Raw genomic sequence first — 20,008 nt, 5'->3', positions numbered from 1 at the left:
TTTAAAATCCTAATATTAATCTAACAATACCTTCGACACCAATTGTCATTGATGCTGCGGTTAATATTCCTGCAATTGCAATTGTGGCAATCCATATTCCAATGTTCCATGTAAATACTTTGGATCCGTCCAGATTTCCAATTGGAAGCAAGTTGAACACGGCTAAAAAGCTGTTAATTGAGTAACCTGCTGAACAGATGATGTATATCAGTACTGAAGTCTCGGAAGTGAATGCGGAAGGATAAACTGCAGTTGCAATTCCTAAAAACACCAATGCAAGGATAATGTTGACAATAGGTCCTGCAATGGATATCTTACCGTTGATTTCATCGGTCATATAGTTTGCATAGGTGTATACCGCACCCGGAGCTGCAAATACGAATCCGAAAAATGATGTGACAAGTGCAAATATTAATCCTTGAGGCCATAATTTGAATTCAGCCCAGTAACCATATTTCATTGATATGAATTTGTGTCCGAGCTCGTGCAGGATGAAACCTGCTCCAACACCAACCATAATAATTGGCAGGATTGATAAAATTGCATTAGCGTCTCTTCCGACGTTCGCTATTGCAAAACAAAGTGAAATGACAATAAATGCAATTATCAAATCTCTTATTTCACTGAGTGTAAATTTAAACATAATGTTAAAATATCTAATTTTATATATAAAGTTTTTTCTAATATTAATTATGGACTTTCACATTGACAATATTTTAAATGATATGCAAAAGGATGATTTTAATGCTTATTTGTTGACTGGCTTTACAAATGTTGAGTATATTTCAGGATATAAGCCAACCAGCTTTGCATTTTGTATAATTAAGGATAATCCTGTTATTTATACATCTAAAATGGATATGGAATTGGCTAAAAACAATTCTTCTATTGAAATTAAGGAATATGAATCCTATGATGTTATGATTAATGAATTGAAGGAAGAAGGGATTAAAAATCTTGCAATTGAGCCAACCTTGCCTTTCAGTACCTTCGTCAGGTTCAGGGATGATTTTGAAATCGATTCAAAAACATACATTGACAAGCAAAGGATGATCAAGACTCCTGATGAAATTGAAAAAATCACTAGGGCAACCGAAATCGCCCAAAGGTCATTTCTGCAATTGGACATTCTCAACAATGAAAACACTGAAAAAGAGATTGCCTTTGATCTTGTCCGCTACATGATTGAAAACGGTGCGGATAAGGAATCGTTCGACACAATTGTCACAAGTGGTTCTAATTCAAGTCTGCCTCATGCGATTCCAGAGGCCAAAAAGCTTGACCGACCAATCTTAATCGATTGGGGATGCATCTTTGAAGGATACTGTTCAGATAATACCAGAACCATGGTTTATACAGAAAAGCAGCAGGAAATTTGGGACATTGTTGCCGAATCTCATGACAAGGCCATAAAGGCAATCAAACCTGGAATGAAATGTTGTGAAGTGGATAAGGTTGCAAGGGATGTAATTGCAGATTATGGCTATGGTGACAGGTTCATTCACTCAACTGGCCATAGCTTGGGACTTGACATCCATGAAACTCCAGGATTTTCTCCTCGTGATGATACAATCGTTGAGAAAGGCATGGTCATAACAGTTGAACCGGGAATCTATTTGGAAGGTGAGTTTGGAGTTAGGCTTGAAGATACTGTGGCTGTTTCAAAGAAAGGCAATGTCATTGGGGAATTGCCTCTGAATATAGTCTAAAATATGGGTCATATGGCTTTTAATCGTTAAATTTATCTATTTTAATTTTAATATTATATTTTGAGTGGTGGCAATGCCGTTAATTAGGATGAAAAAAGTTTGGGATTATTGCACATATAACAAGCCGTTTTTTCTGTTTGTTTTGTTCTTGTTTTTAGTATTAAATTATGTCCAGGAGGGCGTTGAGTGGCATTCTTTTAATTATGTTGTTGCGTTAATATGTTTTGTGCTCATATGGGGTTATGGGATGTCAATCACTCGTGACAGGATACATGGTGGTTATAGGCTACCTAAACTATTAATTAAGGATATTGTTACTTTAGGAATTAAGTCAAGCATTGTTGTTTCAGTTTATGTTTTAATTCAGGGAGTTATTTTGAATTTTGTATGTTCTCCATTGGGGTTTTCGACTTTTGATTTGGAGGAGATGTTAATCCAATTGCCCGAAACGATTCACATGCTGTTTGCACATGATCCGTTCAATACATTAGTGTTTGTCGTTTTAGGGTCCATACTATTTTATTGCACTGCATTTTTCATGGAGATTGCATTAGCTAGGCTGGCAGACACTGGAAGTTTCTGGTCCTCTTTTAATTTAGTGACTATCAAGAAAATAATTGATGAAATAGGTTGGAGAAATTATGCCAAGGATTATACTGCAATTATTCTGGCGATTGGTTTATTTGCTTTTTTAGGCAATATTGCCCTTCCAAACTGGTTATTAAATTATATTTGGGTTATTATTCTGGATTTATTCATGTTTGCGACTCAATTTTTGGGTATTGGTGCAGTTTACTCCACGATTAAAAATTCCGAATCAGAGGTTCCTGCATCTGAAGAGTGATTTGTTGGATATGTCCAACATGTTTTAAATAGTGTATTCAAAAATTTCTGTTACATTATACTCTGAACAGGTTGCCAATTTGTAATCCTCAATTTCAAATAGGTTGAATTTTGGTTGTTTCTTATTTTTTAGGGTTATTTCATTGTCTATAATTATCTCAAAGCTATCCAAATCTAGGTTAAATCCCAATCCTGTGTATTTCATGTAGCTTTCCTTCAAAACCCAGTAATTGAAGAATTCATCTGAAGGATTTTGCGATTTCATTATGCTTTCATATTCGCTGTTGTAGAAGTAATGCTTTGCTATATCTAAATCAATGGTTGGGTCATTATATTCTATATCAACTCCGACTTCTTTGTCGGATATTGCGCAAGCGACCATTTTGCCAGAATGGCTTAAATTAAAATAGATATCTTTATAATTGGATATGTATGCCTTGCCGTATTTGTCAATTTCAAAAGTTGGGTTTGTGATGTTTTCTTCTTTAAGCAAGCTATCCAAAAGAATGTATGCTCCTGCACTGAGCTTCTTGTCCTTTTCGAATCGGAATCTGTCAACTTTGTCCTTTCTGCTTTCAGGCAGCAGTTTGTATGATTCAATCCAATTCAAATCTTCAACATTTGTGTAGGCTACTTTAATCATTTTTGATCTTTAAATATAATAATGTCATGTCGTCGAATTGCTCTGTATCTTTGGCGAACTTGTTGATGTCGCTTGATAATGGTCCTATCGGATCTTTGTCACTTTCAAATTCATTAAAGAATTTCAATAACCTATCTGCACCATACATTTCTTTTTCTTCAGTGATTGCATCTGTAATTCCATCAGTATATAACACGATTTCATTTGACAGGATTATTTCTTGGTCTTCGAACTTGAAATCTTCAAAAAGTCCTAACGCGATTCCTGGATTGATGTTTAAATAGGTAAATTCATCATTTTCTTTAATCAACGGAGGATTATGTCCGGCATTTGAGAATATCAATTTTTTTGTTGTTTTATTATATATTCCGAGCCAGACTGTGATAAACATGGTTTCAGAATTATTTTCACTTAATTGATTGTTCAATAGGAATAAAACTCTTGAAGGACTTTTAGTGTATTTTAAGTGTTGTTTTATCATTACTTGACTAATCATTGCAAGAATTGCTGCGGGAACTCCTTTTCCTGAAGCGTCTCCAATTATAAGGGCCAAGTGCTCATCATCCAGAGGGTAATAATCAAAGAAGTCTCCTCCCACTTCCTTGGCAGGTTTTGAATATCCATTTACAATATAATCATTATTTTCAAGGGGTTCTGTCGGTAGATTTGCGGCCTGAATTCTTGTTGCAATATCAAGTTCAGCTTTAATGCGCTCTTTTTCCCCTTCAATCTCATGAATGTTTTCAATATAATTGTTGTTGAAGTTAATTAATTCAGTATAAGAGCGAGCTAATGTTCCGATCTCTGTTTTTTCATTAATATAATTGGAATAAAGTTCTAATAATCCTTCAGATTCTATTTTTTCATTTTCATGGAGGAATTTTTCAATTCCCGCAAATGATATGATTGGGTTAATTACCTTATTTTCAACATGTCTCAAAACGGCTATTGAGGGGATAAGGAAAATCAACAATATGATGTCCATGAACACCATCATTGAAATGATTATTTCATTTAGGTTTAAAGGGAGAATTTTATCAAATGCGATAATTAGTTTCGAATCTCCTGCGATGATGATTCCAAAGATTGCTAAAATCAATGTTGCCAAAAGAAATATGGACATAATTTCTTCAGGGATTGATTTGTTTTTTGATTTGACTATATTCCCGGTTATTGGCTTTGTTAAATATAGGAATAATATCAAACAAATAGTGATCAATTCCATTATAGCAATATTCTGATTCAAAGGAGTGGCCCAATCGATTACCAATGTTATTGATAAAGATAAAATCAATAGGATTCCAAGTATGATGTATAATTTTTTATTATATTCTTTTTTTGATATTTTTGGAACGTGGGTAAAATCAAACTTGTTAGAAATCCAGATTCCAATTATCCCGAATATGAATGATGAATTGATGAAGTTTAGGAAGTATCTTATTTCAATTATATAATTTATTGGTATGGTGTTCGGATATAATAAATAAAACAATTTTCCATGAGTTAATACGTATAAAACTCCACAAATAATTATAATTCCCAAAAATAGGCGCACGTTAGAAGTATTGTTTAATTTGGGAATTGAAATTTCTTGTCTTCCATTATATTTTTCATACCATAGTTTATGTGCCAAATATGACACTCCAAAACCTGCAATTGCTGAAGATATTGCAGTTACTGGACCAAATCCTCTTATCAGGTCACATAAAAAATTTGCAAATACGGAACCTATTGCACCATATGGACCAAATATCAGTCCTGAAACTAACAATATTCCTACATGGGGAGTCAATCCCTCTGCAAAGTCAAATCCATTGGTCAAGTAATATGTTCCTAAGTTAAAAACCATCATTAAAACGAAAGGAATCATCACTTTTTTTATTTTATCATTCATTATTCCACATTTTTAATAATTTTCAAGTGATTTTCACCATTAACGTATTTGTAATCTAACTCATCAGCCATCTTTTTAGTTAATAAAATTCCAAGTCCTCCCACGGTTGTTTCTTCGATTGTTGCAGGGGGTTTTGGATTTTCTTTAAGGATTGGATTAAATTCAATTCCGTTATCAATAAATTCTATGGTCAGTGTTGGTTCTTCAAATTCAACATTGACTTTAACAAAATCAGCATTTGAATGATTGAGGATATTGACGAAAACTTCTTCAACAATCAAATCCACTTTGAGGTTTTCTTTTTTAAGATTATTTAAAATAAACTTATTTAGTCTTTGCAGTTCAAGTAATTCTGGTTGTAATGAAATTGAATTCATTCTATCTTCAATATTTTATCGAAACCTGACATTTTAAAAATTTCGTTGATTGTATCATTAACATTTTTAATTGTCATTGGGATATTATCAGGTGCTAATTTCTTTTGGGTTGCAATTAGGACACGTAATCCTGCACTTGAAATGTATTTCAATTTGGAAAAGTCTATAACCAGTGAATTGAAATTTCCCATTTCATCAAGGATTTCCTTTTCAAAGTCAGGGGCGGTAACTGTATCAATGCGATCTCCAACTGAGATTGTTAATTCAGTATCGTTATACTTTTTTTCAATATCCATACTTATCACTATTTTAATATTTTCTCTCTTAATTTTAAATATTTTTTGAATATTGTATTTTGAGAGGAAATATGATTAAATGATTTTTCATGATTTAAATCTATTTTAAATTTGTTTATTTTTAATAAAACTTCCTATTTGTTATTTATTCATGATTTAATATGCAAGTGTGTAATTGCATTCAAAAAACTTTATATATAGTGTTCAATAGACTTATGATTAAGTGTAATTTTAAAAATTCTTAAAAAAATTTATGGTGGAATCGAAAATGAGAATGCATAAAATTTGTCCAAGATGTGGATCTAGAAATGTTGATTGGATTATTCCTCAAAATTGGTCACAATGCGTTTGCAGAGATTGCGATTATACTGGACCAATAATAGAAGGAAACGATGAATTGGCTCAAGAGATTCATGAAGCATACCTAGATTCATTAAAAGATGATGATGAATAGATATTTATGAGGTGAGCAAGATGTTAGGCTTAAATAAAACTCAGTATGATGAAACTATTAGGAATGTTCCTAGTGATGATTCATATCCGATGGTAGCCATATTATTCTCAAAAAACAATGGGATTGGAGTTAATGCATTGTCCCTTACAGTTCTTGATTTAATCAATAATGACCAAATAAAATGCGACATTGATTTGGAGGACTCATACGAAGTGGGCAATAAATTGGCACCTAATGATATGGAGGTTCTGAAAAAGATAACTCTCAGAATAGCCAATAAAGGGGAGTTGAAAACCTCAGAGTCATTAGCCATTAAATTACTCAAGAATATGAATAAGGGCAAAAAGTTCAACTTAAAATCCATGGCAAAACAAACCAACAACTCTTCAATTGCCAACAAATTTGAAATGGATTTCAATGAATTCGTCAATGCGGTTAAAAATGAAAATGGATATGATGGTGAAAATTACAGAGATATCCTGCAAAACTCCAAATTGACAAGCAAAGGAAAGGAATTGAAAAAAGAATGGAAAAACTTCCAGGAATATCTGAAATCAAAAGATTTGACTGAAAAATATCCTCCGGAATCCGATTTGGAAAACTCCATTCAAGTGTTGTATGCATCATGCTTTGGCATTGAAAAAGATGCATTGCGTGCAAGGGAGAATAATTCTTCATTGACAGATTTCATTGATAAGGATGGATATAAATTGTTAAATATCATATTCAATAATGCATTATTGAATGTAACTGAAAAAAGAAAAGGGGACGGAATATTTTACGGGGTTAACGATAAATATACCATTCCTGGAGGGGGATAATTTTTCCTTTAAATCCTCCATAATTTTTTTTTAAATTCATGATTTCTCGTTGATATGTTTTATTTAAATGGTTCGTTTAGTATAAATTATTTATATATTGGTGAACTATTAAATAATAGGGTGTTTATATGAGCGAATTCAGCAGCACTGATGAAAAAATCATGAGGGCAACATTAGAAATTCTTCAAGAGGAAGGTTTTTCAAAAGCAACCACTAAGAAAATTGCCGCCAAAGCTGGTGTGAATGAGGTAACTATTTTTAGAAATTTTAAAAATAAGAAGAATTTGGTGGAAACTACAAAGGAGCACTATTTTAAACTATTTCTAGAAAAATTTGAGGAAATTTTTGATTTTAATGAGGATGATGAAATTGAAGGATATCTCCAAAGCAATTTCATGGGCCTTTTAAATCTTTCAGAAGATGATTATAGTATTATTAAAATAGCTATGGAAGAAGTTAGGGAGGGTCCTGAAAGGAATCAATTGGTATCAAGGATTTCTACCACTGCTTTCGACAAACTGGATGAGTTTTTCAAATTACAAATTGAAAAAGGAAAGATTAGATCCGTGGATACTCGAGTATTGGCAGTGATGTGTTATTCCATGACATTCCAGTCTCTTGTGTTATATAGGATATATGAGGAAAGTCCTAATGTCCCAAGGGATGACTATGCTGAAAAATTCTTAGATATATTGTATAATGGAATAAAAGTTTGATTTAAATTACTTTTATTAACTTCTTTTTCATCATTTAAAATATTTTTTACATGTTTTGTTTAATTTAGTTTTACGATGTATTAATATATTTATACTTGTTTATTAAAAATTATTATTTGGAGGTTAAATAATGAATAAAAATATTATAATTGCTATTCTAATTATCATTATTATTGCAGTCGTTGGAATCTTTGTTTTCCATCCAGGTGCAACTACTGAAGATGGTAAATTGAATACACAAATTAATTTTTTAAGTCAATCTAATTTAAAAAATGGAGATCAAATACAGATCGAATTAAAAGACGCGCAAGGAAATACGCTTGCAAATCAAGTTGTTAACTTCACATATCAGGCTAACGGTCAAGATGAAAAATATTCAGTTGTCACAGATAACCAAGGAAAAGCATTCTTAGTTTTAAGTAATGAGGATGCTGGTCAACATCAAGTAAATGTATCATATGCTGGTGACGCTAAGTATAATCCATGCACAGCTTCACAAACAATTACTATTGAAGAAGGTGAATCCTCATCTACTGAGTCCACACCAACAAATTCAACAGCAAGTACAATTGCTCATGACAACCGTACTTCTTCCAGTTCATCTGGTTCTTCCAGTTCTTCCAGTTCATCTGGTTCATCACATACCTATTACTATGATTATGAAACCGGTGATACTTATGATGAAAACGGTATAATCGTTAGCGGACAAAACGAAGGAGCCAGTATTTACGACGTTAGAAATAACCCGCCAGTGGTGGATGAAGACGGTTATCTTATCTAGAAAGTATTATTAATCTAATACTTTTTTTCTTTCTTTTTTTTAATTTATGGCCTTACTTCTATTTGAATTAATTTTGGAGGAATTTATATTAAATTTAAATCTGTTTTTGCAATATTCCTCATGATTGTCCTAACCAGTTTAGCCTGTGTGGGTGCTGTGGACACCAATCAAACAGAACATACAATCTTACAAGAAGACCAAAACACTGCTGAAATTGGAAATTTCACAGGTTTGAATGATGATATCAGTAAAATTCCTACTTATGGGAATTTAACCTTAACTAAGGATTATGTATACAATTACAGTGATTCAGATTACAAAGATGGAATTAGAATCACCAGTGACAATATATTAATCGATGGTTGCGGACACACAATTGATGGGGCAGGACAAGCCCGGATATTCAATATAACCTCTAGCAATGTTACTCTAAAAAACATCAAGTTCATCAATGCCTATTCCAGTGAAAATGGCGGAGCAATATACTCCACTCAGGGTTTAAACATATTGAATTCAACATTTTTAAACAACACTGCAGGATATAGCGCAGGAGCACTTTACTTCGCCCAAGGAGGAACGGTCTCCAATTCCTATTTCAAAAACAACACTGCTGGCAGCTATGGTGGTGCAATCTATTTTAACGGAGAGGGGTTAGTATCTGATTGTAACTTCACAAATAATAGTGCAAGCTCCGAAGGTGGGGCAATCAACTTTTGGACGGATGGAAAAATTAAAAATTCCAATTTTAAAGGTAATTCTGCACAAAGTGGCGGATCATTATATGTTAAGGGCGCCTCTGAAGTTGATGGATGTAACTTCGTAGCCAATAGGGCAAGAACAGGTGGTGCAATAGAATTCTGGAAAAATGGAACTGTAATCCATTCCCTTTTTAAGGATAATGTTGCAACATTTAGTGGAGGGGCAATTTACGCTAATGACGATGTATGTATGAACTATTGCAATTTAACAAATAATTCTGCTGAGGGATATTCTGGCGGTGCAATTTACATATTCAGTTTTGGAGAGTTTGCTGACTGTATTTTCACTAATAATTCAGCTTCACTTTATGGTGGTGCAATCTATTTTAATCAAAACGGGGCAATGGAAAAATCAGTATTTGAAGGCAATAAGGCTAATGATGGAGGTGCGATTTTATCCAGTGGAAAGCTGTTAATCGATAATTCCACATTCAAGGATAATTTTGCAACTTCAGGAGTTCATGATATCTGCTTAAAAGGAAATGCAACGGTTTTCTATGTTGCTCGTTTAACAATCATTAATGTTTCTGATGTTATTTATGGCAATACTGTGAAAATTATGGTCAATGTTTCATATAATGATGTTGCAGTTAATGGAGGTAACGTTTCAGTTGTAATCGGCAATAAGAGATACACTTATGATGTCGTTAATGGAAATGCAACAATTGAAATTCCTAATCTTGATGTGGGACCATACTCCTGTAGTGTGGCATTCAATGGTCATGAAAATTATACTGAAACAAATGTTAGTGTAAATTTCAATGTTAAAAAACAGAATTTGGTAGTTTCTGCAAGCAATAAGGCATATGTAATTAACTATGGTGGCAAATATTCCGTAATTGTTAGGGACTCTACCAATAAATGGGTTTCTGGTGTTAAAGTGACATTCGTCCTAAACGGCAAAGCTATACGTTCAGTCACTACAAATTCAAAAGGTGTTGCTACGCTTTCATTAACTTCAAAAATGCTTAAAACTGCAAAAGCAGGTAAAAAGAATCTTGTTATTAAAGTAACTGGTGCAAACTACAATATTGCCGGTAAAACTGCTAAAATAAAAATCAATAAGGAAAAAACAAAAATTGTTGCTAAAAAGAAAACATTTAAAAAATCTAAAAAAATTAAAAAATACAAAATTTCATTGAAAAACAGCAGGGGTAAGGCAGTTAAGAAAGTAAAATTAACCTTAAAAGTTAATGGAAAAAAATATATTGCAAAAACAAACAGCAAGGGCAAGACCATCTTTAAAATAAAGAAATTGGCCAAAAAAGGCAAATTCAGGGGGATTGTTAAATTTGCAGGCAATGCATGTTATAAAGTTGCTGGCAAAAAAGTTAAAATAACTGTAAAATAAGTGATAGTTTCAGTTGTTTTTTTTAAAATCTGTTGTTTAATTTGTAGTTAATATGAAATTATTACATTAATTTTCAATAATTTTTAAATAACATATAAATATTGTTATTTAAATAAATATAAATGACTCTTGTTATTTGAGTAAATTATAAAATAAAAAGGTGAAATAAATGGAATTAGGTGAAATATTAAGTGATGCTTTGGTTTACCCATTTCAAAACATCAAAGCATTAGTTTTATATATTATTTTAGGTATTATATTAGGAATCGCTATTTCCGGAACTGTCGTGGGTATTGCTGCAGGTACAGCTACCAAAAACATTTTCGCCCTTGTTGGTTTAGGAATTATCGGAATTTTCATTTCTCTTGTAATTGGTTTTGTAATTACAGGTTATCAATTGGACATTATTAAATATGGTATTGAAAGAAGCGCTGCAGCTCCTGGAATTGATTTTGTAAGACAATTCATCAATGGTGTAAAATACTTTGTTGTAATTATTGTTTACATGATTATCCCTATTATCATCGGTGCTATCTTAGCTGTAATCTTCCAACACTGGTTATCTTCTATAATCTCATTCATTTTAGCTATTGTATTCTCATTAGCATTACTCATGGCAGAATGTAGATTAGCTAAAACTGAAGATTTAGGTTATGCATTAGCTATTGGAGATGCTATCGGAGACATTTCAAGAATTGGTGCTCTTAAAGTTGTTTTATTTATCATTCTCATTGCAGTTATTACCTTCATTTTATTCTTGATTGTAGGTCTTATTAATCAATGGAATTCTACTGTCGGAGGAATCTTGTTAGGTATCTTAGGTGTCTACATTGCTTTCTTCATTGGTAGGGCAACCGGTTTATTATACTCTCAAGTATAAATAAACCCTCTTTTTTTATTTTTTCAGGAGGTCAAAAGTATGTACAAAAGGCTCTTGATCATTTTGATTATTTCAATTTTTTTAATAACTTCTGTGGGTGCTATTTCAGCTTCAAACAGCATTTCCGTTAAAGTTGTTTGGGATGGTGGCGATGCACCGGACCATGTTACTGTAAATCTTGTTAAGGATGGAAAAGTTGTGGATTCAGCTGAGTTAAGTTCAAAAAATTCATGGAAAACAACTTTTAATGTTGATGATGAAGGAAATTATAATGTGACTGAATCAGCTTCGGAGGATTATTCTTCTAAAATCACAGGAGATGAAATGGCAGGTTTTGTTATCACAAATCATCTTGTAAATGATGTTTTAAAGTCTGGGGATGAGGATGGCCTTGAAGATTCTTCAGCAGACGATACTGGTAAGGATGATGGTGCAAAACCTGATGATAATCAGAAGTCAAATGCTGATGATACAACCAGTGATGGCGGTCAGAATTCAAATGATGATTCTCAAGAGGATGGTACAAATTCTAGTGATGATAATCCTGCTCAAGAAGAGAGCAATTCAACAGACAACAGTACCGATGAGGGATCAACTGACAATTCAACTGAAGAAGATGATGCAACTGAAAATGTTGATCCAAAAGATGAGGATTCAGATAATGGTGATGAAAACGTAACCGAAACCACTAAATTAAAAATAACTGAAATCACTAAAAAATCAAAAGTGGTCAAAAAGGATAACAAAAAGCCTGAAAACACAACTAAAATCAAAAATGATAACACTGGTTTTCCTATAGCTATTTTAGTTTGCGCCGTGTTTGTGGCAGCATTCATCCCATTGTCACGTAGAAAATAATTGAGGTGGATGGATTTTCCATCTGCTATTTTTTAATTTTTAATGACTAAATTTCTTTTTTTAAAATTTAACTCAAGTTATATTTAAATATTTCCAAAAACATAATTTCCATTGAGTTAATTATCATGTCTAATCAAAAATCATTTATTGCAAAAGTGGAAGAGGCTATTTTAAAATCTACCAAGCCGAAATATATGGACATCCGGGAGGATATTAACAGGTTTTTAGCTGATAAATTGAACAGCAATGACAAGCCTCCTAAAGGTATTTTCAAAAGTTTTGATTTTAATGGCATGGAGGTTTTTACAATTGGGGATGAGAATGCTGAAAAAACAGTACTGTATGTGCATGGTGGTGCATACGTTAATGAAATAAATTATCAGCATCTGTTATATTGCTTCAAGCTTTCACGAAAATTAAACGTTCGTGTATTCTTGCCTGTTTATCCGCTCGCTCCTTCACATAAAGTGAATGAAAGTTTGGAGTTGATTACTGAATTTTATGAGACATTGGCTCATGAAGATAAATTGATATTGATGGGAGACTCAGCAGGTGGAGGCTTCATCTTGTCATTTTGTCAGTATATAAAAACAATTGGCCTTCCACAACCAAGTAAAATAATAACCTTTTCACCATGGGTGGATATCTCATTGGGCAACCCTCCATATGACAGTGCAAACGATCCAATTTTGGGAGAGGTCGGCCTAAGGGAAATCGGCAAATCCTGGGCAGGGGATTTGGACACAAAAGATTATAGGGTAAGCCCTCTTTATGGGGACAATAAGGGGCTTCCAAGGACTCTAATTTTTGCAGGGACCAATGAAATTTTTTACAAAGACATTAAGGTATATGTTGAAAACCTTAAGAGAGACGGTGTGGATGTCAGTTTCATTGAAGGAAACGGCATGTTTCATATTTATCCATTGTTCCCTAATCCTGAGGCAAAAAAAGCTTTTAAAGAAATAAAAAAAGAGATAATGTAATTATCTCATGTACAATATGTATTTTCCGAATTTTGGGATTCTATAAATAATCACTACTGCAATGTAGCTTAGAATTATCAATAAAATCCAAAGAATAATTGCCTTTACAGGTTCTGTTACAGGTATCTGAACGACAACAGGAAGCAGAGGTAATCTGAACAGGTTGTGCACTAAAAACACTGCAAATGAATATTTAGACAAGAAACTTACAATAGGGTATGCCTTGACTTTTTTCATTCTGGAACACAATTCAAACAATGCGAATGAACCGGTCAGGATGAATGGGAACTCATACCATAAGAAGAAATCGTATCCTATTATGTATGCATAATATTGGAATAGGAAGCATATAATGAATGATACGATTGCAAGCAATCCCATCTTTTTGGATGAATACTTCTTAAACAGGTCTTTTTTAACCAGGTATCCAAGAATTATGTAGATTCCGTAAACTCCACCACTGAATCCTAGGCAATATTGTACTGTTGCGTTTTTGATTCCATGCATGTCCAATACAAGTGTGATGAATGGTAACAGGAATGCCAGAAGTGCAAACACTATTGTTGCCTGGTTGATTGTTTTCGGGTCAAAATGGCTTAATGCGCTTGAAACAAAAGGAATTGAAAGATACATTCCGATAATCATTGGCATATACCACATGTGGCTGAAGAACAGTGATCCTGCTTCTGAGAAATTGACCTGGCTGCTTCCAACTGTAATGAATTGCAGGCTTACTGCATATATTACTGCCCAAATGACTGTTACAATAATCAATCCCTTACAGTTATTAGTCCAAAACTTACGTACACGTTCGTCATCGTATGTTCTATTTAATAGTAAGTAACCTGTAATCATTAAAAAGAATGGAACACCTATACGTCCAATAAACAGTGAAGCAAATTGGAATGCTCTTGAATAGACTCCAAAATTCATGACTGCGTCTGAGGATATGATGTAGATGCCGTCGGTAGCATGAATATATAGGACTGTCAAGATTGCTATTGCACGCACAAAGTCAATCCATTCAACTCTAGTTTTACTCATTAGATTTTTCTCCAATTGGCTGTAAACCTATTTTTCTTTTAAGTTAATTATATAATTATGTAATTGTTCATAGTCCTATTCGGATTTTGTTGGAATAAATGGAATTATTGCTTCAGCTAATCTGCTGATTGGCATAGTTTGAATCCATACTCTTCCAGGTCCGGTTAATGTGGCTAAAAATAGACCTTCACCACTCAATAGCATGTTTTTAACACCTTTGATTCTTTGAATGTCAAAATCAACACTTTCGTCCATTGCAGCAATGTGGCCCTGTTCCACAAGTAACCTTTCGCCCGGTTCCAACTCATATTCAATTACTTCCCCATCAATCTCTAGAAAGACCATTCCTTCTCCTGTGAATTTTTGAAGGATAAAACCTTCCCCACCAAAGAGTCCTGCACCTAATTTTTTTCTGAAGTGCATTTGGATGTCAACACCCTTTTCACATGCTAAAAACGCGTTTTTCTGTCCAATCACTGTTTTTCTACCATCCAGTCTTATTGGAATGATTTTTCCAGGGGTGGCTGATGCAAAAGCTATTCTTTCATTATCTTCTTTAGCAGTATAATATGTTAAAAATATTGAATCTCCACTCAATGCTCTTCCAAGCCCTTTGAGAATTCCTCCTCCGGTGTTTGTGTCCATTTTCATGTTTGGAGTCATAAATGCCATTGCACCGGTTTCGTCTAGCATGGTTTCACCCTTTTGAAGGGTACATATTACGACAGGGAATGCTCCGCCTTCTATTTCATATTCCATATTTATCACCTATTAATTTGAATCTTCTTTATTTAATGTATTTAAATTAAACTAATAATTATTTTCGGATTATATTCCAAAGACTGATGACACTATTCCTGGAGTCACATAAGCCTCAATGCATCCTGCAATCGCCAGAAATATTATGTCAAGTATCAATAAGAGGAGTATATCTTTAAAATCCCTCTTCAATCCATCAAGACTTCTTGTTCTGATTATTCGTATTTCCGCTCTGGTTATGATGAATGCAATTGTAAGAGCAAACACTGTGCCCAGATATTCTATGATTCCATGAGGCAGTGTTGAAACCAATCCGAATATGAAGTCCTGGCCTATAAACTGGCCTGCGATAAAACTGCTTTGCAGCACGTTTATCACGGAAAATATTGAAAACAGGAATCCTCCAATCATGGTCATTATGTCGATTAAGAAGTTGTGGATGAAATATTCAAGGCCGCTTGTGTCGGTTGCAGTATTGTTTATAGGGGAGGGGATGTTGTTCTCATGGGCAAATTCAATCATCTGGCTCATTTGCCCGTAGCTGTCTCCCGCCTCGAAATACCCAATTAGGCTTCCAACAATCAGAGATCCAAAAACGATTATTAATGCAATCAGTAGTAGTTTCTTGTTTCTATTGAAAAATTCTTTGTCAATCAGATTCATAGTTAATATTATGTTCATTTTATTATAAAATTTTATTAAATGGCTAAAAATTCATGAATATTTTTGAGTTAGTTTATATATCAATATAATGTTAAATATTTAAATAAAAGTCTTTCAGATATGAAGGATGAGGAGATTGCCAAACGCTTCCTTGACATATTCGATAAGGTCAAGTTTGGCGGATTGATTTTCATTCCAAATACAACCTATGCATTCATGCCTAATTCAAGATTGGGTGCCGAAGCACTTTTAAAAGTGTTGGACTTTAAAATAGAGTTTCCGATACATAAATTTGACAGAATGGTTATTGCATCAAAAAGATAGTTTGATGTCATGATTGGGTGTAATTTCAATTTATGTGCTGATGTTTGATTGATGATTATATTCTAATTTCCGTCAGGTATTTTGGCATGGGCATTAATTTGGCGAAGGATGAACTCCTCGATTTAAAATTGCAATTTTTATAGCGTTTCACAAAAAATAGGTTATTCTCAGATATTGGGATTGAACAACATAGTAATTACAATTGAATGATGGTTGTGGCTTCACATGATGTGAAGCCGATTAGGATGATGCCTTTTTATACATCTCCGCATACAATCCATCTAATTTCAATAATTCTTCATGGGATCCGACTTCTTTTATGTCTCCATCCTTCATGAAGATAATCTTATCTGCATTCTTGATTGTAAATAGGCGATGCGCTATTATGAATGTGGTTTTTCCTTCCATCATATGTTCCATTGCTGATGTTACCATGTTTTCAGTTCTTGTATCCATGTTTGAAGTAGCTTCATCCAAAATCAATATTTTTGGATTGGACAATACTGTTCTTGCAAGCACCAAAAGCTGTTTTTCACCAACTGACAATTGGGAATCCTCTTCGCTTATCACCGTATCGTAACCATTAGGCAGCAGGTTAATGAATGAATCGCAGCCTATTAATTTAGACACTTCAACAATCTCTTCCATGGTGGCACACTCTTTTCCGTAGGAGATGTTCTCAGCTATTGTTCCGTTGAAAACCCATGAGTCCTGCAACACCATTCCAAATGCATTTCTTAATTCTTCCCGGTTTATTTCTCTAATGTCCTTGCCGTCCAGCAAGATTTTTCCACCGTTAATGTCATAGAACCTCATCAGCACATTGATTAATGTGGTCTTTCCGGCACCTGATGGACCAACAATGGCCATCACCATTCCAGGTTCTGATTTCAATGAAACATCATAGAACAACTGTTTTTCGGGGACATAACCGAATTCAACGTTTTGAAATTCAATTTCCCCCTTAACGTTATCCAAATCAAGTTTTGCAAGTTGTGTTTCATCTGTTTCCTCTTCCTCGTCAATAATTTCGAAAATTCTTTCAAGGGATGAAAGTCCTGATTGCACTTGATTCATTGAAGTTGAGAACTGGGAAAGCGGTCCGTTCAGAAGCTGTCCGTATAGCATGAATGCCAAGAACTCTCCGATGGTCAATGTGCCTTTGAGAATGAAAATCGCACCAATCATACTAATGAGGATGTATCCTACTTTGCTGATTAGAAGAGTCATAGGGAAAATAAAACCTGAATAGAATTTGGCTTTCACATATGACTTGTGGAATTTCTGGTTGATTTTGTCGAAATTTTCTTTGGTTTGTTCTTCCATATTATAAGACTTGATTAGAGTATGGTTTGAGAAAATGTCTCCCATAAATCCGTTCAGTTCTCCGACTGATGACTGCTGGAGTTTGAAGTTCTTCTTGGTGATTTTTGTAATAATTCCTGTAATGACAAATGATACTGGAAGCAGAACAGCATATATTGTTGTCAGATAAGGGTCTACAACAATCATCATGATGAATACCAGAATTATAATCAATATCTGAACAAGGAAATCTGTCAGGTCATTTGATATGAATGATTCAAAGGTTATCAGGTCATTTGTTAGGCGTGCCATGATGTCTCCTGACGAATGGGTGTCCAGATAATTTATAGGCACCTTGTTGAGCTTTTCATAAAGTTCCTTTCTAAACTCTTTTGAAACGTCGCGGGATATGATTAGAGTGATTTTGCTTGCTATGATTGTAGCTCCGTTTCCCATGATGTACAATCCAGCAATTCCAAGTATATACAATATCAAATAGGTCTCATTCAGTCCAACATATCCTCTAGATACATATTGTGATAGGTAATCAAGGATGTTTCCCACTAGCTTTGGAGTAACGGCCAACAAGAAATTACCAACAACCAATATTGCAATTGCAAATATGAATTTTTTCCTGTCCTTGTGGAGGTAATTGCTTAATCTCTTGAAAAGCTCAATATATGAATACTTTTTGTGTTTGGCCATATTATTCATCCTCCTTCAAATATGCTTGGGTGGCATAAATCTCTTGGTATAGTTCACATGTTTCTAAAAGATGTTCATGAGTTCCCTGACCTACAATTCGTCCCTTGTCCAAAACGATGATGTTGTCCGCATCCATGATTGTGCTGATCTTTTGGGCAACCATCAGAATGGTCTTGCCTTTAAGATATTCCTTGACGTTTTGTCTGACGATATATTCAGTTTTTGAGTCCAGTGCAGAGAAACAGTCGTCAAATATGTAGATTTCAGCATCCTTGGCTAGTGTTCTTGCTATGGACAGTCTTTGTTTCTGTCCTCCTGAAACGTTCATTCCTCCTTGTGCCATAATGCTGTCTAAACCATCTGGTAAAAATTCAAACACCTCTGAGAATCTGCTCAATTCACACATTTCAATTGCTTTTTCCCTTGACAGGTTTTGGTTGTTCATGGCAATGTTTGCATAGACTGTATCATTCAGTACAAGCGTTTTCTGGTTTGCATATGAAATTTTGTCCCGTAGGTAGGTAATGTCCAGCTGTTTGGTGTCAATTCCCTTGTAAAGTATTTCTCCAAAGGTTGGGTCATATAATCTGTTTAAAAGATACATTATGGTACTTTTTCCAGAACCGGTAGGTCCTATTAATGCGGTAGTGGTTCCTTTTTTGGCTTTAAAGCTGATGTCTGCAATAACGCTTTTTGCTCCGCTATATCCGAAAATGACTTCTTTGTATTCGACCTCTGGCGCATCTTCGTCTTCACTGGAAATGTCGTCGGAGGGGTGGTTGATTACGCTTTCATCCATATACAAGACGTCTTCAATACGTTCGGTTGCCACAATTGTTTTAGGTAATGTGTCCACAATGAATGGGAGAATTCCAAGTGATGTGATGAAATAGGTCACATATTGGAAAAATAGGATTAAGTCGGATATTGTAACTATCTTTGTCTTAAGTTGGACAGACCCCAAATAGTAAATCAATAAAACGGCTAAGTTCATTATAATCAGGGCAACTGGTGTCAGGTAGTATAGCTTTAATTCAGCCTCTACTGAATCTTCATTAAATTCATCATTCAATTCGTTGAATGTTTCAATTTCATATTTCTGTTTTCCGAATGCCCTTATTGTTCTAACTCCCTCTATCTTTTCCTTGAACTTCAAATTCAGGAAATCCAACTTTTTCTGCAGTTTGTTGAATAGGGGAATGCTCTGTCTACTTTTCACTTCCATAAATACGATTGTCAATATGAAAGCGACTACAAGTATTCCGCACAGGGTCAAGTCGATCTCTGCAGCAGCTATTATGACTCCAATTATCACGGCGGGAATGATAAGTGCATTTCTCAGGAAATTTATCATGAAAATTTGGATTCTTGTTGTGTCCGCTGTTGCACGTGTCATTAAACTTGAGCCTCCAAACTTGTTGAAGTCATAAGAGGATAATGAAACAATCTTATCAAATAATCCTTCACGAACGTCGCAGGTTACGCTTGCGCTAATGAATGAGCTCAAGTATGATGAAGCTATCATGCTCACTCCATAAAGCACTGTAAGAGTCATCATGTAGATTCCGGTGTTGTCAATAAAACTGAGGTTTCTGTTGTAAATGCCTGTATCGATTATGTTTTTTGTCTCCTGCATGATGTTTATCTGGAAATATACTTGCAGTATAACCACCAGTATGACTAAAAGAAGATATTTCCAATAAGGATTAACATAATCTCTCATAAATTTAATCATAATCATTACCTTTAAATGTGATATGTAATAGTTTATTAAGTGGAATATAAATGTTTTAATGGTAAGATTGTAAATTGAATACTTTTTTGTAAAATTTATGTGATATTGT

General features: G+C 34.1%; 21 protein-coding genes. 11 read left to right on the top strand and 10 right to left on the bottom strand.

Features of this window, described 5'->3' with window-relative positions; genetic code table 11:
• Position 1: 1 nt before the first annotated feature.
• Positions 2 to 643, bottom strand: a complete 642-nt coding sequence (locus tag ILA26_RS07070; RefSeq protein WP_292895768.1) for a site-2 protease family protein — start codon at positions 641 to 643, stop codon at positions 2 to 4.
• A 40-nt stretch (positions 644 to 683) separates the two neighbouring features.
• Here ILA26_RS07070 and ILA26_RS07065 point away from each other — a divergent pair, with 40 nt between their 5' ends.
• Both ILA26_RS07065 and ILA26_RS07060 read left to right on the top strand, forming a co-directional pair.
• Complete coding sequence (locus ILA26_RS07065) at positions 684 to 1,709, top strand: aminopeptidase P family protein (protein ID WP_292895807.1); 1,026 nt, start codon at positions 684 to 686, stop codon at positions 1,707 to 1,709.
• 73 nt (positions 1,710 to 1,782) lie between these two features.
• Complete coding sequence (locus ILA26_RS07060; RefSeq protein WP_366514891.1) at positions 1,783 to 2,553, top strand: DUF4013 domain-containing protein; 771 nt, start codon at positions 1,783 to 1,785, stop codon at positions 2,551 to 2,553.
• A gap of 24 nt (positions 2,554 to 2,577) precedes the next feature.
• Here ILA26_RS07060 and ILA26_RS07055 read toward each other — a convergent pair whose 3' ends face one another.
• Genes ILA26_RS07055 through ILA26_RS07040 form a run of 4 tightly spaced genes read right to left on the bottom strand, consistent with a single transcriptional unit; the run spans position 2,578 to position 5,762 of the window.
• Positions 2,578 to 3,195 carry a 4'-phosphopantetheinyl transferase superfamily protein gene (locus tag ILA26_RS07055; RefSeq protein WP_292895766.1) on the bottom strand — a complete coding sequence of 206 codons (618 nt, stop codon included), beginning with the start codon at positions 3,193 to 3,195 and terminating at the stop codon, positions 2,578 to 2,580.
• The gene (locus ILA26_RS07050) at positions 3,188 to 5,089 is read right to left on the bottom strand and encodes a SpoIIE family protein phosphatase (RefSeq protein WP_292895765.1); all 1,902 of its coding nucleotides are present in this window, start codon (positions 5,087 to 5,089) and stop codon (positions 3,188 to 3,190) included. The genes ILA26_RS07055 and ILA26_RS07050 overlap by 8 nt, the downstream gene beginning before the upstream one ends.
• Positions 5,089 to 5,466 carry an ATP-binding protein gene (locus ILA26_RS07045; protein ID WP_292895763.1) on the bottom strand — a complete coding sequence of 126 codons (378 nt, stop codon included), beginning with the start codon at positions 5,464 to 5,466 and terminating at the stop codon, positions 5,089 to 5,091. The genes ILA26_RS07050 and ILA26_RS07045 overlap by 1 nt, the downstream gene beginning before the upstream one ends.
• Positions 5,463 to 5,762 (bottom strand): STAS domain-containing protein, encoded by a 300-nt coding sequence (locus tag ILA26_RS07040; RefSeq protein ID WP_292895761.1) that lies wholly within the window; start codon positions 5,760 to 5,762, stop codon positions 5,463 to 5,465. The genes ILA26_RS07045 and ILA26_RS07040 overlap by 4 nt, the downstream gene beginning before the upstream one ends.
• A 268-nt stretch (positions 5,763 to 6,030) precedes the next feature.
• Here ILA26_RS07040 and ILA26_RS07035 point away from each other — a divergent pair, with 268 nt between their 5' ends.
• The 8 genes from ILA26_RS07035 to ILA26_RS07000 all read left to right on the top strand — a co-directional run bounded on the left by ILA26_RS07035 (position 6,031) and on the right by ILA26_RS07000 (position 13,364).
• On the top strand, positions 6,031 to 6,216 hold the full coding sequence (locus ILA26_RS07035) for a hypothetical protein (protein ID WP_292895760.1): 186 nt from the start codon (positions 6,031 to 6,033) through the stop codon (positions 6,214 to 6,216).
• Positions 6,217 to 6,236: 20 nt separating this feature from the next.
• Positions 6,237 to 7,037 carry a DUF2207 domain-containing protein gene (locus ILA26_RS07030; RefSeq protein WP_292895759.1) on the top strand — a complete coding sequence of 267 codons (801 nt, stop codon included), beginning with the start codon at positions 6,237 to 6,239 and terminating at the stop codon, positions 7,035 to 7,037.
• Positions 7,038 to 7,165: 128 nt separating this feature from the next.
• Positions 7,166 to 7,753 (top strand): TetR/AcrR family transcriptional regulator, encoded by a 588-nt coding sequence (locus tag ILA26_RS07025; protein ID WP_292895758.1) that lies wholly within the window; start codon positions 7,166 to 7,168, stop codon positions 7,751 to 7,753.
• 130 nt (positions 7,754 to 7,883) lie between these two features.
• On the top strand, positions 7,884 to 8,534 hold the full coding sequence (locus tag ILA26_RS07020) for an Ig-like domain repeat protein (RefSeq protein WP_292895756.1): 651 nt from the start codon (positions 7,884 to 7,886) through the stop codon (positions 8,532 to 8,534).
• Between the two features lie 120 nt (positions 8,535 to 8,654).
• Positions 8,655 to 10,643 (top strand): Ig-like domain repeat protein, encoded by a 1,989-nt coding sequence (locus ILA26_RS07015; protein WP_292895755.1) that lies wholly within the window; start codon positions 8,655 to 8,657, stop codon positions 10,641 to 10,643.
• Positions 10,644 to 10,812: 169 nt separating this feature from the next.
• Entirely contained in the window at positions 10,813 to 11,523 is a 711-nt protein-coding gene (locus tag ILA26_RS07010) for a DUF4013 domain-containing protein (RefSeq protein WP_292895738.1), read from the top strand.
• Positions 11,524 to 11,562: 39 nt separating this feature from the next.
• Positions 11,563 to 12,381: a Cna B-type domain-containing protein gene (locus ILA26_RS07005; protein WP_292895736.1), complete on the top strand. Its 819-nt coding sequence runs from the start codon at positions 11,563 to 11,565 to the stop codon at positions 12,379 to 12,381.
• A 125-nt stretch (positions 12,382 to 12,506) separates the two neighbouring features.
• A complete protein-coding gene (locus ILA26_RS07000) occupies positions 12,507 to 13,364 on the top strand; it encodes an alpha/beta hydrolase (protein ID WP_292895734.1) in 858 nt (285 codons plus the stop codon).
• Here ILA26_RS07000 and ILA26_RS06995 read toward each other — a convergent pair whose 3' ends face one another.
• The 3 genes from ILA26_RS06995 to ILA26_RS06985 form a co-directional block, all read right to left on the bottom strand.
• Positions 13,365 to 14,408, bottom strand: a complete 1,044-nt coding sequence (locus ILA26_RS06995; RefSeq protein ID WP_292895732.1) for an acyltransferase — start codon at positions 14,406 to 14,408, stop codon at positions 13,365 to 13,367.
• A 75-nt stretch (positions 14,409 to 14,483) separates the two neighbouring features.
• Positions 14,484 to 15,167: a TIGR00266 family protein gene (locus ILA26_RS06990; RefSeq protein ID WP_292895730.1), complete on the bottom strand. Its 684-nt coding sequence runs from the start codon at positions 15,165 to 15,167 to the stop codon at positions 14,484 to 14,486.
• A 69-nt stretch (positions 15,168 to 15,236) separates the two neighbouring features.
• On the bottom strand, positions 15,237 to 15,830 hold the full coding sequence (locus tag ILA26_RS06985) for a stage II sporulation protein M (RefSeq protein ID WP_292895728.1): 594 nt from the start codon (positions 15,828 to 15,830) through the stop codon (positions 15,237 to 15,239).
• A gap of 120 nt (positions 15,831 to 15,950) precedes the next feature.
• Between ILA26_RS06985 and ILA26_RS06980 the strand changes: the two genes are divergently transcribed.
• Positions 15,951 to 16,154, top strand: a complete 204-nt coding sequence (locus ILA26_RS06980; protein ID WP_292895726.1) for a hypothetical protein — start codon at positions 15,951 to 15,953, stop codon at positions 16,152 to 16,154.
• Positions 16,155 to 16,394: 240 nt separating this feature from the next.
• Here the strand turns inward: ILA26_RS06980 and ILA26_RS06975 are convergent, their stop codons facing one another.
• Both ILA26_RS06975 and ILA26_RS06970 read right to left on the bottom strand, forming a co-directional pair.
• A complete protein-coding gene (locus ILA26_RS06975; protein ID WP_292895724.1) occupies positions 16,395 to 18,164 on the bottom strand; it encodes an ABC transporter ATP-binding protein in 1,770 nt (589 codons plus the stop codon).
• A gap of 1 nt (position 18,165) precedes the next feature.
• Positions 18,166 to 19,899: an ABC transporter ATP-binding protein gene (locus tag ILA26_RS06970; protein WP_292895722.1), complete on the bottom strand. Its 1,734-nt coding sequence runs from the start codon at positions 19,897 to 19,899 to the stop codon at positions 18,166 to 18,168.
• Positions 19,900 to 20,008 lie beyond the last annotated feature (109 nt).

This window comes from Methanobrevibacter sp., assembly GCF_017940815.1.
Classification (GTDB): Archaea; Methanobacteriota; Methanobacteria; order Methanobacteriales; family Methanobacteriaceae; genus Methanocatella.
Note: the sequence above shows the minus strand (reverse complement) of the source record. Positions and strands in the feature narration are given on the sequence as shown.